This is a genomic window from Thioclava sp. 'Guangxiensis' (assembly GCF_045348365.1).
Taxonomy (GTDB): Bacteria; Pseudomonadota; Alphaproteobacteria; order Rhodobacterales; family Rhodobacteraceae; genus Thioclava; species Thioclava kandeliae.
This window is the reverse complement of sequence record NZ_CP155823.1, coordinates 733,229-748,987: the sequence shown is the minus strand read 5'-3', so window position 1 is coordinate 748,987 and position 15,759 is coordinate 733,229. Positions and strand designations below refer to the sequence as shown.

Genomic DNA, 15,759 nt, shown 5'->3' with positions numbered 1-15,759 from the left:
CCGCACCGATGATGGTCACGAAGGCAAAATCAGCGCTCGACCTCGCGCGCCCAGCGTGCTGTCCATGCCTGACGCTCGGGGTTGATTACGTCCCAATCCACGGTCTTAAGGCTTTTGATCTTGTCGCCATAGGGCAGACTCTCGGCAAGTTCGGGCGGCAGCTCGGCCTTTTTATTCACCGGACCCGCGCCCATCGCATCGGCGATCTTCACCTGAATCTCGGGGTCCAGAAGATAATCGATAAAGGCCTGCGCATCATCGGGGACATTGCTCTGCACCACAGGGCACGCCGCCAACATCAGTGCCACTGCGCCTTCCTTCGGATAGGCAAATTTTACCGGGAAGCCGGTATCTGCCAGCGACTTGACGCGCCCCGACCCCCAGATCGACAGAGCGATTTCGCGGTTCTGGAACAGCTCAGACATCCGTCCCGAAGAGGGCTCGAAGACCAGAACATTCGGCGCCACCTCATCGGCCATGGCTTTGAAGCCCGGATCGATATCACTCTCGCTACCGCCCGCATCACGTGCAAGCATTACCAACGCATGCAGACCGTAGGTATTTGAGATCGGCGGGATCGACAGGAGTTGGTCGTATTTGGGGTCTTTCAGATCTTCCCAGCTCGACGGCGGCGCCCAGCCCTTTTCCTTGAACAGCTCGGCATTATAGGCAAACCCTGTCGCCACAAAACCGATACCCACGGAATTGCCGCTGATCTTGGCAAGGTCATAGACGTCGCCCATGACCGGCGCGTCCTTCATCGGGGCGCAGAAACCAAGGGCATCAGCTTGATACATCGGACCGTCATCCAAGATCACCACATCCAGTTCCTGTGCCGATTTCTGCGCTTGCAGTCGGGCAAGGTTCTCGGTCGAATTACCCGGCACATAGGCAATCTTCACATTATGGGTTTTCTCGAATTCCGGAATGATCAGCTGTTTCATCAGTGTCTCGAAAGAACCACCATAGCCCCCCACAGTGAGGGTGGGTGTATCGGCCAGAGCCATGTTTCCGACAAGCGACATCGCAGCGGCCAGAGCCACAGTTTTGTAATTTTCCATGATTTCCCTGTTGAATTGGTTATATTTATTGAACCCATGTTTCATTGGGTTTTGCCGTTAATCAAATGAGTTTATATGCAAAGGCTATACCATTTTGTTATGAGGATTTCATGGCTCGCCCGAATATCAAGCAGATCGAAGCTTTCAATGCAGTCATGAAAGGCGGTTCGGTGACACGTGCTGCCGAAGTGCTGTTTCTGTCGCAACCGGCGGTCAGCAAACTCGTACATGCGTTCGAGGCGTCCTGCGGGCTCAACCTATTTCTGCGCGGAAAGGGGCGGCTGACGCCCACGCCAGAGGCGCGGCGCCTTTTTGCGGAGACCGAGAAATTCATGTCAGGTGTAGAACGGGTGGAGATGGCCGCCCGCGCGATCCGAGATGCCGAGCGCGGCGATCTGACCATCGCGGCCTTTCCCGCTCTCAGCTTACGGATGCTTCCACGGGTCGCGGCGCGGTTCCTACGGGAGCGGCCAGAGGTGGATCTAACGCTCCTGACCCGCAACTCGCCCGAGATTGCAACTGCGATGCTGTCACGGATGACAGATTTCGGAATCTCGCTGCTGCCAACTCGCGAACCCGGATTGCGTTGCCGTCCGTTTGCCGATGTCTCTATGGTTTGCGCGCTACCGCCCGAGCATCCGTTAGCCGCAAAACAACTGATCGATCTACGAGATCTCGACGGAATACCCATGATCAATCTGGGCACCGATGATCTGTCGCGCCGCGTGCTCGACGAGGCACTGGCGCACATGGGCAGCAATCCACAGCAATCAGTAAAGGTGGAGATGGCCGATGCCGCCTGCATGCTGGCCGCCCATGGTCAGGGTGCGGCCATTGTCCCTTCTCTCGCGACCCTCGGATGGGAGAAGAACGGGCTTGTTTTCCGGCCGCTTGCGCAGGAGGTCAAGATGACGGTGTGGCTCTATACATCTGCATGGGAGCCCCTGACAGCGCTTGCGCAGCATCTTCTCGGCCAGATCCGTGAGGAAATCACCGAGGTCGAGACCATATTTCGCCAATATCCCTCCGCCTCCTAACAGCGACAGAGGGACTTGTCTGTAGGTTCAGCCGATCATTGCGAGGAACGCGTCGATGCCGGCCTGCGCGACCGCGCGGTCCTGATCGGGGGTGCCCGAGGACACGCCGATCCCGCCCACGACCTCGCCATCTACGATTACCGGCAGGCCACCGCCCACCACCATCAGCCGGCCCCCGATGGCCGAGCCGATCCCGTAGGCGGGCGCGCCCGGCTGGCTGGCGGTGCCATAGTCATGGGTGGCCTTCTTGGCGCCCGAGGCGGTGTAGCTCTTGTCGATGGCGATGATTGAGGAGGTGACCTTGCCGCCATCCATCCGCTCGAAGGCCACCAGATTGCCGCTCTCGTCGGTGATGGCGATGCACATCGGCACACCGATCTCCTCGGATTTGGCGCGCGCGCCCGCGATCAGCACGCGGGCATCCGCGATATCGACACGTTTGAGAGTAATCATATCCGTTTCTCCTTGTCAGGCCACGGCCTTGGCGGCGCGGCGGGCGAGATGCAAGAGCGGCTCGGTATATCCCGAGGGCTGCGAGGTTCCCTCGAAGATCAACGCGCGTGCGGCATCATAGGCCGGACCCGCATAGGCGGGCGCCATCGGGCGATAGGCCGCATCTCCCGCATTCTGGGCATCCACCTTCAGCGCCATGCGCTGCAGGCTGTCTTCCACCTGCTCGACCGTCAGCAGGCCATGGAGCAGCCAGTTCGACAGATGCTGCGCCGAGATCCGCAGCGTCGCACGATCCTCCATCAGCCCCACATCATGGATATCGGGCACTTTGGAACAGCCGATCCCCTGATCGACCCAGCGCACCACATAGCCGAGGATCGACTGGCAGGAATTGTCGAGCTCGCCCCCGATCTCGGCCTCGCTCAGGACCCGCTCGCCCAGAAGCGGCAGCGTCAGCAGGGTCTCGAGCGCAGGCTCCTCGGTCTGTGCGATCTCGGCCTGACGCGCGGCCACATCCACCAGATGGTAATGCAGCGCATGCAGCGTGGCCGCCGTCGGGCTCGGCACCCATGCGGTGGTAGCCCCTGCCATCGGATGGCCGATCTTCATCGCGATCATCTCGGCCATCATATCGGGCTTGGCCCACATGCCCTTGCCGATCTGGCCGCGTCCCGTCATCCCCGCGCCAAGCCCTGCAAACACATTGCGCGCCTCGTAGACATCGAACCATGCGGCCGCCTTCATCTCGGCCTTGGGCACCACCGGCCCCGCATAGGTCGAGGTGCGGATCTCGTCACCGGTGCGGTCGAGGAAACCGGTATTGATGAACACGCAACGCTCGCGCACGGCGGCGATGCAGGCGCGCAGATTGGCCGAACTGCGGCGCTCCTCATCCATGATCCCGAGCTTCACGGTATTGGGCGCAAGCCCCAGAACCTCTTCGACGCGACCATAGAGCGTATTGGCAAAGGCGACCTCTTCGGGACCATGCATCTTGGGCTTGACCACATAGATGGAGCCCTTGCGCGAATTGCCGACGCCCTCACGCGCCAGATCATGCAGGGCCGCCGCCACGGTCACCATCGCATCCATGATGCCTTCGGGGGTGGGCGCGCCCTCGAAGAGCACCGCGTCCGTATCCATCAGATGGCCCACATTGCGCACCAGCAAAAGCGCCCGCCCCGGATGGGTAACCGGCTGCCCCTGCGGGTCCAGATAGGTGACATCGGGAGCCATGCTGCGGGTCATCTCGCGCCCGCCCTTGGTGAAGCGGGCCGACAGGTCGCCCCTCATCAGCCCCAGCCAGTTGCGATAGGCCGCGCATTTATCGGCCGCGTCCACCGCCGCGATACTGTCCTCGAAATCCTGGATGGCGGTCATCGCACTCTCGGCGATCACATCGGAGATCCCCGCCAGATCGACCGCGCCGATCACCGTCGAGGCATCGATCACGATACGGATCAGCAGGCCGTTGACGCGCAGCATGATATCGCCGCCTTCGCTATAGCCGGCAAACTGCGCCGCATCCTCCAGCGTGGTGACCCCGGTCTGCGTGGTCACAGCCAGTGCGCCATCCACCACCTCGAGCGCGGTGACCGAGGCCCATGAAGCCTCCGCAAGCGGCGCCACCTGATCGAGATGCGCGCGCACCCGCGCGATCACCTTGCCCCCGCGCACGGCGTCGAAGTCACGGCCTTCGGGCGCCCCCTCGATCGCATCGGTGCCGTAGAAGGCGTCATAGAGACTGCCCCAGCGGGCATTGGCGGCATTGATCGCGAAGCGGGCATTGGTGATCGGCACCACAAGCTGCGCCCCCGAGACCTTCGCGATCTCGTCATCCACATTCCCGGTGCTCACCTCGAACGGCGCGGGCGGCTCGACCAGATAGCCGATCTCGCGCAGGAAGCCCAGATAGGCACTCTGGTCGTGGGGCTGGCCCTTGCGGGCGATATGCCACGCGTCGATCTGCGCCTGAAGCGCCTGACGACGTGCCAGAAGGGCCGCATTCACCGGCATCAGATCGCGCAGGATCGCGGCATACCCGGCCCAGAAGCGGTCGGGGGTGATATCCCTGAGGATCTCGGTCTCGGTCAGATGGGCCAGTTCGGCATCCACGGCAAGACCGTGGCGGGTCACATAGGGCATGGGGGTCTCCTGTCTTTGCTCCTGACTAGCGTTCCGGCGCAGCGCGCGATAGAAATGGAAAAATACTTTTCACGATATGGAAAAGAGATGGGCCCGATTGCCAAATCCGAGACACAGGGGGGCGTGCAATCCGTCACGCGGGCACTCGATCTGATGCGGGCGCTGGCGCGCGAGGAAGAGGGCCGCCGCGTCAGCGATCTGGCAAAGGAGACGGGGCTTGCGGTCTCCACGGCGCACCGGCTGCTGACCACGCTCGAGCTGTCGGGATTTGCGCAATTCGACAGTGCCACGATGCTCTGGCATGTCGGGCGCGAGGCCTTTGCCGTGGGCGCGACCTTCGGGCGGCGGCGCAATTTCGTGGCCCCCGCCCTGCCCTTCCTGCGCCGCCTGCGCGATGCCACCCGCGAGACCGCCAATCTGGGGATCCTCGAGGGTGACCGGCTGGTGACCGTCTCACAGGTGGAAAGCCGCGAGATCATGCGCGCCATCTCGCCGCCCGGCGGCACCGCGCCGGTCTTCTGCTCGGGGATGGGAAAGGCGATCGTGTCGACATGGGAGGAGGCCCAGATCCGCGCGCTGATCGGGCGCGTGGGCCTGCCGCGGATCACCGCCCGCAGCCTCGCCACCCCCGAGGCGGTGCTCGCGGATCTGGCGGCCTGCCGGCAGCGGGGCTATGCGGTGGATAACGAGGAACATATCACCGGTCTGCGCTGCGTGGCCTCTGTGGTATGGTCGGCGCAGGCCGAGCCCGTCTGCGCGATTTCCATCTCGGGGCTGGCCGCACGCCTGCCCGAGCAGGATCTGGACCAGATCGGCCAACTTGTCCGGCAGGCCGCACACCAGCTGACACAGGCTTTGGGCGGCACAGCCCCCGAGGCAGTGGTATAACATTTTCACATATCAACTAAATACATTGCTATTTGCATTATGATCGGATGCGCCCCCTGATAGGCCCAAGAACATTCAAGCAAGGCGCGCGACGTGGAAGACCTCGGAACATTCGATGTAGCTGTAATCGGCGGCGGGCTGGTGGGCACTGCCACAGCCCTCGGCATGGCCGATTTGGGCGCGAGCGTTGCCATTCTGGATGCAGGTGACATCAATTTCCGCGCATCGCGCGGCAATTTCGGGCTGGTCTGGGCCCAGAGCAAGGGCGCGAACAGCCGCGATTACGCCACATGGACACGCAGCGCTGTGACCGCATGGCCGTGGCTGCAGGACGAATTGCGCGCACTGACCGGCGTCGAAACCGATCTACAAAGCGGTATGGGGCTGCATCTTTGCCTGAGCGAAGAGGAATACCACGCCCGCGCCAAAATCATCGAAGGCGTTGCGGGCCATAATATTGCAGGCGATGATACCCGTATGATCGACCGCCAGCAGGTGGCCGAGATCATGCCTCAGATCGGCCCAAAAGTGTATGGTGCTTCGATTTCCTCGCTTGATGGCGCCTGCCAATCGCTTTCGCTTTATCGCGGCCTGAGCGAGGGGGCACAGGCCAAAGGCGCGAAACTCTTCCCCAATACGCCGGTCACGGCGATCCATCCGTTAGATGACGGCTATGAGGTCATCGCGGGCGTACGCAGGCTGCGCGCCACCAAGATCCTACTGGCGACGGGCGTGGCCAATAACGAACTGGCCGCCCCTTTCGGCTTTCCGCCCATGGTACGTCCGCAGCGTGGCCAGATCCTTGTGACCGAACGCGCCAAACCGATGCTGCCCTGTGTCACCTCATGGCTACGCCAGACCTCCGAAGGCACGATCCTGATCGGCGACACAAAGGAAGAGGTCGGACTGGATGACCGCTCGACCGCGCCCTCGATGATGCAGCTTGCCCGCCGTGCAACCGATGCCCTGCCCGAGATCGGCAAGCTACGTATCGTGCGCTCATGGGGGGCACTACGGGTTTTGAGCTTTGACGGCCTTCCCGTCTATGACGAATCCCCCACCCATTCCGGCGTTTTCGTGGCTACCACCCATTCCGCTGTCACATTGGCCCCCGCCCATCGTGGACCTCTGGCGCAATGGATCCTGAACGGCCAGAAACCGCCCGAATTCGCGTCCTTCGGGGCGCAGCGTTTCAATAAATAAAAAAACAAAGACCCAACAGGAGAATGATATGAAAGGCAGCCTTACCCTTGCATCCGCATTGGCCCTTGCCACCTTTACAAGCGGTGCCTATGCCGCTGATGTGACGTTGAAATTTGGCGGTATCAATCCCCCTGATGCCCCAGTCACGAAAGCCTCGAAATGGTTCGCGGAAGAGGTCGACAAACGCACTGAAGGTCGCGTGCATGTCGATTTCTACGAGGGCTCGCAGCTGGGCTCTGGCCCGCAGCAGATCGAGGCGATGGCCGTGGGCGCACAGGACGGTTATATCTCCTCCGGCTCTAACGCCTCGAACCTCGTAAAAGAATATGGCGTTATCGACACGCCGTTCCTGTTCAAAAGTAAAGAACACTTCCTGAAGTTCATGGACTCGGACATTGCCAAGGGGCTGAACGAGAAATTGCAGGCGGAATATAACGTCCGCATTCTCGCAACCAATTGGTTCCGCGAGCCGCGTGTCTTCCTGACCAAAGATGCCTGCGTCACCGGCCCCGAAGATATTGCGGGCAAACGCTCGCGCGCGCCGAACCTGCCGATGTTTGTCGAAGGCTGGAAGGCCATCGGCACCGTGCCGGTCACCGTTTCTTATGGCGAAACCTATATGGCCCTGAAGCAGGGTCTAGCAGACATGACCGAAAGCGCTGGCGAGCAAGTCTACTCCTCGAAATTCTACGAAGTTCTTCCCTATGTAACCGATGCACAGATGATGTATCCGCAAAACTCGGTCTATATCGCCGAAAGCTCCTACGAACAGCTGTCGGATGAAGACAAGACGATTGTCACCAAAGCGGCCGAGGATGCGGGCGATTACTTTGTCAAACTGGTGCAGGAGGCGGATGCGCCTAATCGCCAGAAGATGAAGGATGCGGGTGTCACATTCTGCGAACTCTCCCCCGAGGCACGCGCAGCGTTTCAGGAAAAAGTCTCCGTCGCGGTACCTGAATTCGAGGCCAATGGCCTGATCCCCAAAGGCTGGTGGGATAAGATCCAGGCGATGCAATAAGCCACAGATAACAGGCGGCGGGCGGATGCGCCCTCGCCTTCCCTTTGACCATTGAACGGGATCCGCTGTGACAACCCTTCTTACCCTGCTTCAGCGCGTCTTGCTGGTGCTGTGCTGCGCTCTGGTGGTCGTAATCATCGGCGCGCTCTCGGTGCAGATCGTCTCGCGCTACGTGTTCAACGCACCGGTGCATATGACCGATGATATCGCCGAAATCTCGCTGGTCTGGCTGACCTTCATGGGCGCAGCCATCGTCTATCGTGACAAAGGCCATATCGGCGTGGAAATCATCGCCAGTATGAAGAACGCCGCGATCCGCCGCGCCGTCCATATCAGTCAGCATGTGCTGGTGGTGGCCGTGATGGTGGAAGTGCTCTTCCACGTCCAGCACCTCTATCCGCTGATGTCGCGCCTTGAGGTGGGAACAGTGCCCAAAACCTTATGGACCACGAAATTCACCCTGATTCTGTTACCATTCGGCGTGGGCGCGGGCCTGACCATTCTTTTTGCGCTGGAAGGGATCTGGCGCGAGATCACGGGCAAGGCTCTGCCGGTGAAAGGAACTGCCGAATGACCACGATCATCTTCCTCATGCTTTTCTTCGGACTTCTGGGGCTGGGTCTTCCGGTGGCCTATACAATGCTGGTGACCTCGGCGGTCTATATGCTGATCGCGGGCCTGCCCGACCTGCAGCTGACATTGCGGGCCTCGGGCGGGGTCGAAAGCTTCTCGCTGCTAGCGATCCCGATGTTTCTTTTTGCCGGCAACCTGATGAACGGCCTGGGCGTTACCGAACGGATCTTCAACTTTGCGGGCGTTCTGGTGCGCCATGTAACAGGCGGCCTTGGCCATGTAAATGTGGTGGCTTCAATCCTCTTCGCGGGCATGTCCGGTTCGGCTGTCGCCGATGCCGGCGGGCTTGGCGCGGTCGAGATCAAGGCGATGGAGCAGAACGGCTATTCCACGCGCTTCTCGGCCGCGGTCACCGCCGCTTCCGCCACCATCGGGCCAATCATCCCGCCCTCGATTACGCTGGTGGTCTATGGGTTTCTGTCCGAGGAATCCGTCGGCAGGCTGTTTCTTGGTGGCGCGCTCCCCGGTCTTCTGGTTGGGCTGGCGCTGATGGCCATCGTTTATGTGCTCGTGAAGACCGGCCGTGAGAGCGCGCCGCGACTGCCGCGGGCCTCGGCAGGCGAGGTGGGCACCGCCTTCCTCCGTGCCCTGCCCGCGCTGATGGCACCTGTCATCTTGCTGGGCGGCATCCTTGCGGGAATATTCACACCGACCGAGGCCTCCGTGGTTGTGGTGATCTATATCCTGATTATCGGCTCCATTTCGCTGGGGTTTGATCTCAGGACCATCCTCAAGTCGCTGGAAGATACCGCGCGCACTACAGCTTCGACGCTGTTCATCATCGCGGTCTCGGCCGTCTTCGGTTGGATCATCTCGATCCAGCAGATCCCCGTTCAACTGGTTGATGCGATGCAGGGGATGTTTGTCTCGAAAGAGGCCGCCATTGCGTTGATCATCATCATCCTGCTGATCGTGGGGATGTTCATGGAGGTGCTGGCCGCATTGGTGCTTCTGACCCCCACCCTTCTCAATATCGCACATAGTTTCGAGATCGATACTGTGCATCTGGGCGTGATGGTTGTCGTGACCATGATGATCGGCACAATCACCCCGCCTGTGGGCCTTGTGCTCTATACCGTGATGAATGTCGCCAAGATCAAGATGGGCGAACTCGTGCGCTCGCTCCTGCCCTTCTATCTTGCGATGGTCGTGGCCGCGATCCTGGTCGCTTTCATCCCACAAATCACCCTTTTCCTGCCAGATCTCCTGATGCCTGTGGCGCAGAAGTAAGTAATATAAGGACGCACTCTCATGTATCGTATCGGCTTTGATGTCGGCGGAACCTTCACCGATTTCACCGCAATCGACACGGCCAGCGGCGCAGCCACCCATTTCAAGACCTCCTCGACACCGCATGACCCGTCGGAGGCTATCGAAACCGGGCTTCGCCATTTCGTCGAGGATCTGGGCATCCCCGCGACCGAGTTTGAGTTCGTGGGCCATGGCACGACGGTCGCCACCAATATGGTGATCGAGCGTCGCGGCGTGCCCACAGGCCTGATTACCACCAAAGGCGCGCGAGACGTGCTGGAGATCGGGCGCCAGACCCGCCCGCATCTGTTTGATTATTCGATTACCAAACCGGAGCCGCTGGTCGAGCGCTATGTGGCGCTCGAGGTTAGCGAGCGTCTGAATGCCGATGGCGAGGTGCTGATGCCGCTGGACGAGGCCGAGGTCATCGCCGCTGCCCGTGCGCTGCGCGCAGCGGGGGTTCAGGCAGTGGCAATCTGCTTCCTGCATTCGTATCGCAATCCCGCCCATGAACGCCGCGCGGCCGAACTGGTGCGCGCCGAACTGCCCGACGCCTATCTCTCGATCAGCTCCGACGTGTTGCCCGAGTTCCGCGAATTCGAGCGTTTCTCGACCACCGTGATCAATGCCTATGTCGGCCCGCGCATGGACCGCTATCTCGAACGGTTCATCTCCCGCCTAGAAGACGTCGGCTTCGAGACCGGACCCCGCACGATCCATTCCAACGGCGGGCTGATGTCTATCGACACGGTTCGCGCCTTCCCCGTGCGCACCTGCCTGTCGGGGCCTGCCGCTGGAGTGGTGGGGGCGGCCAAGGTCGCCATGGCCTCGGGCTTCCCCGATATCGTCACCTATGACGTAGGCGGCACATCGACCGATGTGTCGCTGGTGTGCGGAGGTCGTCCGGCATTTACCACCTCGCGACTGGTGGCCGATTATCCGGTGCGCTGCCCGATGCTGGATATCAATGTGATCGGCGCGGGTGGCGGCTCGATTGCCGCGCTGGATGATGCGGGCGCACTGAAGGTCGGCCCACGCTCGGCGGGCGCCTTCCCTGGCCCCGTGGCCTATGGCAAGGGCGGCACGGAACCCACCACCACCGATGCCAATCTGGTATTGGGACGGCTGGATGCAGATACGCTTCTGTCAGGTCGTATGACCGTGGATAAGGACGCTTCCCGAGAGGCGATCGACCGGCTGATCGCCTCGCCTCTCGGGATCTCCGTCGAGGAGGCAGCGCTTGGCATCTTGCATATCGCCGTCGCGAATATGGGCCGTGCAATCCGCGCGGTCTCTACTGAAAAAGGCCATAGGCTGTCAGATTTCGCGCTGTTTTCCTATGGTGGTGCGGGACCGCTGCATTCCTCGGCTGTCGCCGTCGAGACCGGTATGAAACGGGTGATCGTGCCCGCCCAACCCGGCACGATGTGCGCCCGTGGGATCCTGCTGTCAGATGTAGGTTTCGACTTCGTGCGCACCGGCGTGCGCACCGCCTCGGAAACCGGCTGGGCCGAAATCGCCCGCGAATTCCTCGAGATGGAAGCAGACGGGCAGGACTGGCTAGCCAATGAGGGCATCCCCCCCGAAGCGCGTTCGATGGAATATGTGGTCGATGCGCGCTATGACGGGCAGAACCATGAGGTGCAGGTCGTACTGGCTGAAGGTGCCGAGTTCGCGCAATTCGTCGAAGGTTTCCTTGCCGCCCACCGGCAGGAATACGGTTATGATATCGACGGACGCGCCATTGAGATTGTGAACCTGCGCCTGTCGGTCACCGGTGCCTCTGCCGCCCGCCCCGAAAGCGACTATGCCGCCGAAGACGGCGATCCGGTGCTTGGCACCCGTCAGGTCTATTTCGGCGGCGGCTGGTTCGAAACCACGCTTTACGAGCGCGCGAAACTTCCCGTCGGGCAGAAATTCGTAGGCCCCGCTATCGTGCAGGAAATGTCCTCCACAACCATCGTCGAACCGGGCCAGACACTCTATGTCGACCCTACCGGCACCATGATCATTGAGGTCTGAGCCATGACAGAACAAAACCGCCCCGCCCTTTCAGACCCCATCGCGATGGAGGTCTTCACCAACCGTCTGCTGGCTGTGGCAGACGAGATCGCAACCTCGATGATCCGCGCCTCATTCTCTTCCAATATCAAGGAGCGCAAGGATTGCTCGGTGGCGCTCTTCTCGGCCGACGGGCGGCTGATCGCGCAAGCCAGCCATATCCCGCTGCATCTGGGCTCGCTCATGGGGTCGGTGGGGGCCGTGCTTGAGGCTTATCCCGCCGAGACCATGGTCGAGGGGGATGTCTTCATCTGCAACGATCCCTATGTTGCTGGTGGCACCCATACGCCCGACATATCGGTAGTTACTCCTGTCTTTACCGGCGGGCGTCTACGTTATTTCACCGCCAATATCGGCCACCATTCCGATGTGGGTGGCACCGTGCCGGGCTCTATCCATGGTGGGGCGCGCTCGATCTTCGAGGAAGGCCTGCGGCTGCCGGTGATGAAACTCTTCCGCGCGGGCGTTCTGGACGAGGATCTTCTGCGGCTGATCTCGCTCAATTCGCGCGCCTCTGAAGAGCGCTGGCTTGACATCAAGGTGCAGGCCTCAGCCAATGAGCGCGGTGCGCGACTGATGCGGGAATTGGCCGACACGCTTGGCGCAGACAAGATTGATGCGCTAGTCGAGGATCTCTTCATCTATACCGCACAGCGCCTGCGCAACCGTATCATCGAGATGACCGATGGCAGTGCCAGCTTCCGCTCGAAGATCGAAGGCGACGGCGTGGACGAGACCGAAGTCCCGATCCAGGCCAATGTCACTGTGAAGGGCGACCGGCTGATCGTTGATTTCGAGGGCACCGGCCCGCAGGCCAAAGGTGGGCTGAATGTGGTGGCCTCAGCACTCAATGCCTCCGTATATTATGTGGTAAAGACCCTGCTTGATCCTTACCTTCTGCCCAATTCCGGTATGTTTGAGGGGGTCGAGATCTCGGCGCCCAAGGGCTGCCTTCTCAACCCCGTCGAGCCTGCGGCCACCGGCGCGCGTTCGATCACCTGCAACAAAGTAGTGCGCGCGCTGATCGGCGCCTTCTCGCAGCTTCTGCCCGAAGACCGCGCACAAGCCGCAGGGCAGGACATCGTGCCGGTCATGGTCTTTGCGGGCAAACGCCGTGGCCGTGAAGAGGGCTATGTCTATCTGGAGTCCATCGGCGGCGGTGCGGGCGCCCGCTATCAAGGCAACGGGATGGACGGGATCCATGTCCATGTGACGAATTCTTCGAACCTGCCGATCGAGCCTTTGGAGATCGAATATGATCTGGTGGTCGATGAATATGCGCTGGTCGAGGACAGCACGGGCGCAGGCAAATACCGTGGAGGTATGGGCATCGCGCGTCAAATTTCGGCTCCCAATGGAGGGGTGATCTTTACCGCGCGCTCGGATGGGCACCGCGAAGGCGCACCGGGTGCTGCCGGTGGCACCGAGGGCCGCGTTGCACATCTGGTGCAGAATGCTGGCACCGATCGGGCCCGCGAACTTAGCCCGATGATCTCGGGGCTGCCGCTGGGCCCGGGCGAGACAATTCGTCTTGAAACGCCGGGGGGCGGGGGCTTCGGTGACCCTGCAGCCCGCGATCCGGCAGCCCTTGGCCGTGACCTGCGGGACCAGCGGATTTCCAAAGCCTATGCCGAGACGCTTTACGGAGCGGCTCTCGTTGCAAAGGCGCTTGGCCAACCCGCATAGTTTCCCACCCCTCACAAGGGCACAGGACCATCGCCTTTCGGGGCGGTGGTTTTTTATGCCCTTCATGAATGTCTGCGCAATATAGAAAATTGGCAGAGCCAAATCGCACGCGGGCACGGCACATACCGCTGTAAAAGCACATAAAAATCCCCCTTCCACAAGGAAAGGGGGACAACAGGGGACTTCGTGTAAAGTCTATTTGGCAGCGATGGTTGTCACTTCGACCAGCGTGCCTTTGGACAGTTCCGCGCCGCCGATATAGGCGCGCACGGGAAAGTTCTCGGCCGAGAGCCACTCTGTCCATGCCGCGTTGAACGCATCCTTTTCTCCGAATGCGGCCGAAAAAATGGTGACCTGCAGAAGCTTGTCTTTCGACGTTCCGGCCTGAGCCAGAAGGTCATCGAGCTTGGCAAAGATTTCTTCCGCCTGCCCTTTCATGTCCTTAGTTTTATCGCTTGCGACGAGACCGCCAATATAGACAGTATCGCCATGTTCAACGATGCGATGGTGGATCTTTCCGGGAATATGGCGCGTAATCATTGCTTCTTCTCCTTGAATTGTCGGGGGTAGTAAGACAGCCGCATTATGGGCTGTCGGGATTAATGGCGGCCAGCTCGGAAAGGCTGAGCGGCTTCAGCGGCGGACGGATGCGGAAATAGCCCGCCTGATCGGGCGCGATCCCGCGCTGGTTTACGATCATCTGTGTCACTGCCAGCCCACAGACACGGCCCTGACAGGGGCCCATGCCCACCCGAAGGAAGCTCTTGAGCTGGTTCGGACCAGGCGCATTGGCAGAAATCGCGGCACGCAAACGCCCTGCCGTGATCTCCTCACAGCGACAAATCAGCGTATCATCCTGCGGGACCAGTGCCTGCGCGGCAGGCGCGTAAAGCGTCTCAAGGAAGGGGCGTATACGGGCATCTCGCGCGAGGGCTGTCCGCAAGGGGACTGCATTGCCCGCGAACTTTCCAGCCGCACGGGCAATCCCGATGGCCGCAATCCTGCCCGACAGCACTGCCGAGGCCGCGCCAAAGATACCGCCGCCGTCGCCTGCCACATAGAGCCCCTTGCAGCTCGTCTCGCCCCAGTCATCCAGCACCGGACGGAAGCAGTGCTGCCCGGCATCCCAGTGGTGGTCACAACGCATCAGACGTGTGATCTGCGCATTGGGGATAACACCGTGGTGGAGCGCGGCACTGGTGGTCAAGATCCGCTGTCTGCGGCCCCCGCTGGTAAAGCTTACTGCCTCGAGCGCGTCTGCCCCTTCAAGGGTGATATCGCGCGCGTCCTTATGAATGGGCACACCCGCACGGGCCAGCACCCGTTTCATGGCAAGCCCCTTGCGCAGATAGCCCAAGGCACCAAGCGCGCGCGGCACATGCGGCAAGGCCTTGCGCCAGTTCTCTTTTGGCACAGTCTCGACAATAGCGCGCGGCGGTTGGCCCGCCGCCACCATCTGCGAGGCGATAAGGTAGAGAAGCGGTCCCGCGCCTACCAGAACCGCATCGGGCGCTACAACGCTTGAGGATTTCAGCAAGATCTGCAGCGCGCCTGCCGTCGTCACCCCGGGCAGGGTCCAGCCCGGCAACGGCATCGGACGCTCCAGCGCACCGGTCGCCACAAGAAGCCGCGTGGCATCGACAGTGTAGGAGCCTGCCGGCCCCGAGACAGAAAGCTTAAAGCCCGGCTCCAGCGCCTCGATATGCCAGACGGTGCTGGAGGGGCGATAGTCGCAGCCACAGCCCTTGAAAACGTCATATTGCACACGGCCCTTGGCGTAATCGGGGCCAAGGCTCCTCAGACGCTGGGACGTGGCCCGTGCGATATCGCGCCAGATTTGGCCGCCTGCGTCAGCCGCTTCGTCAAGAACGAGGACCGACAGCCCCAAGGCACACGCCTCAATGGCGGCGGCCATTCCGGCAGGCCCTGCACCGATGATACACAGATCGATTGTGGTGGTCATTTTGCCGCCCCGTTCTGCACGGTTACGACCATGCCCTTGGTCGCCTTGACCATGCAGGATTGTCGGTTGGGTATGCCGTCAATGGTGACCAGACAATCGAAACAAGTGCCCATCCCGCAATACAGCGCTCGCGGCACACCGCTCTGCGGAGTGATGCGGAACACGCCCTCGCCCGCCGCTAGGAGGGCTACGGCCACGGTATCGCCCGCTTGGGCATCGATGGCGCGCCCCTCGAAGGTAAAGCGCACAGGATCGGCGAGCGGCGTCAGCCGTTTAAACATCGGAAAAGGCCCTTGAATAGCAGTGTTTAGCCTATTCTCCTTGCTTCGCTCGCCATAAATCAAATAATAATAATCT

14 protein-coding genes are annotated in these 15,759 nt (G+C 61.1%); 8 read left to right on the top strand and 6 right to left on the bottom strand.

The annotated features are described in order from the left end of the window. Positions 1-29: 29 nt before the first annotated feature. A complete protein-coding gene (locus ABEB22_RS16945) occupies positions 30-1,061 on the bottom strand; it encodes an ABC transporter substrate-binding protein (RefSeq protein ID WP_406871180.1) in 1,032 nt (343 codons plus the stop codon). A 44-nt stretch (positions 1,062-1,105) separates the two neighbouring features. Here ABEB22_RS16945 and ABEB22_RS16940 point away from each other — a divergent pair, with 44 nt between their 5' ends. Continuing rightward, positions 1,106-2,098, top strand: a complete 993-nt coding sequence (locus ABEB22_RS16940; RefSeq protein WP_406871179.1) for a LysR substrate-binding domain-containing protein — start codon at positions 1,106-1,108, stop codon at positions 2,096-2,098. Between the two features lie 27 nt (positions 2,099-2,125). On the opposite strand, the gene ABEB22_RS16935 is transcribed toward ABEB22_RS16940, so the two are convergent. Both ABEB22_RS16935 and ABEB22_RS16930 read right to left on the bottom strand, forming a co-directional pair. Next, positions 2,126-2,551: a heme-binding protein gene (locus tag ABEB22_RS16935; RefSeq protein ID WP_349295509.1), complete on the bottom strand. Its 426-nt coding sequence runs from the start codon at positions 2,549-2,551 to the stop codon at positions 2,126-2,128. Positions 2,552-2,566: 15 nt separating this feature from the next. Then, positions 2,567-4,696, bottom strand: a complete 2,130-nt coding sequence (locus tag ABEB22_RS16930; RefSeq protein ID WP_349295508.1) for a malate synthase G — start codon at positions 4,694-4,696, stop codon at positions 2,567-2,569. A gap of 87 nt (positions 4,697-4,783) precedes the next feature. Between ABEB22_RS16930 and ABEB22_RS16925 the strand changes: the two genes are divergently transcribed. From ABEB22_RS16925 to ABEB22_RS16895, 7 genes are all read left to right on the top strand, one after another. Next, complete coding sequence (locus ABEB22_RS16925; RefSeq protein WP_349295507.1) at positions 4,784-5,584, top strand: IclR family transcriptional regulator; 801 nt, start codon at positions 4,784-4,786, stop codon at positions 5,582-5,584. A gap of 93 nt (positions 5,585-5,677) precedes the next feature. Beyond that, positions 5,678-6,787, top strand: coding sequence for an FAD-dependent oxidoreductase (locus tag ABEB22_RS16920; protein WP_339114734.1), 1,110 nt, complete (start codon positions 5,678-5,680; stop codon positions 6,785-6,787). A gap of 28 nt (positions 6,788-6,815) precedes the next feature. Further along, on the top strand, positions 6,816-7,808 hold the full coding sequence (locus ABEB22_RS16915; protein WP_339114735.1) for a TRAP transporter substrate-binding protein: 993 nt from the start codon (positions 6,816-6,818) through the stop codon (positions 7,806-7,808). Between the two features lie 67 nt (positions 7,809-7,875). After that, complete coding sequence (locus ABEB22_RS16910; protein WP_339114736.1) at positions 7,876-8,382, top strand: TRAP transporter small permease subunit; 507 nt, start codon at positions 7,876-7,878, stop codon at positions 8,380-8,382. Beyond that, positions 8,379-9,671, top strand: a complete 1,293-nt coding sequence (locus tag ABEB22_RS16905) for a TRAP transporter large permease (protein WP_349295506.1) — start codon at positions 8,379-8,381, stop codon at positions 9,669-9,671. Before ABEB22_RS16910 ends, ABEB22_RS16905 begins: the two co-directional genes overlap by 4 nt. Before the next feature lie 21 nt (positions 9,672-9,692). Continuing rightward, positions 9,693-11,714, top strand: a complete 2,022-nt coding sequence (locus ABEB22_RS16900) for a hydantoinase/oxoprolinase family protein (RefSeq protein WP_349295505.1) — start codon at positions 9,693-9,695, stop codon at positions 11,712-11,714. 3 nt (positions 11,715-11,717) lie between these two features. Continuing rightward, entirely contained in the window at positions 11,718-13,439 is a 1,722-nt protein-coding gene (locus ABEB22_RS16895; RefSeq protein WP_349295504.1) for a hydantoinase B/oxoprolinase family protein, read from the top strand. A 195-nt stretch (positions 13,440-13,634) separates the two neighbouring features. On the opposite strand, the gene ABEB22_RS16890 is transcribed toward ABEB22_RS16895, so the two are convergent. Genes ABEB22_RS16890 through ABEB22_RS16880 form a run of 3 tightly spaced genes read right to left on the bottom strand, consistent with a single transcriptional unit; the run spans position 13,635 to position 15,683 of the window. After that, positions 13,635-13,979, bottom strand: coding sequence for a RidA family protein (locus ABEB22_RS16890; protein ID WP_339114740.1), 345 nt, complete (start codon positions 13,977-13,979; stop codon positions 13,635-13,637). Positions 13,980-14,022: 43 nt separating this feature from the next. After that, positions 14,023-15,402, bottom strand: coding sequence for an NAD(P)/FAD-dependent oxidoreductase (locus tag ABEB22_RS16885; protein ID WP_349295503.1), 1,380 nt, complete (start codon positions 15,400-15,402; stop codon positions 14,023-14,025). Beyond that, complete coding sequence (locus ABEB22_RS16880) at positions 15,399-15,683, bottom strand: (2Fe-2S)-binding protein (RefSeq protein ID WP_339114742.1); 285 nt, start codon at positions 15,681-15,683, stop codon at positions 15,399-15,401. Before ABEB22_RS16880 ends, ABEB22_RS16885 begins: the two co-directional genes overlap by 4 nt. Between the last annotated feature and the right edge of the window lie 76 nt (positions 15,684-15,759).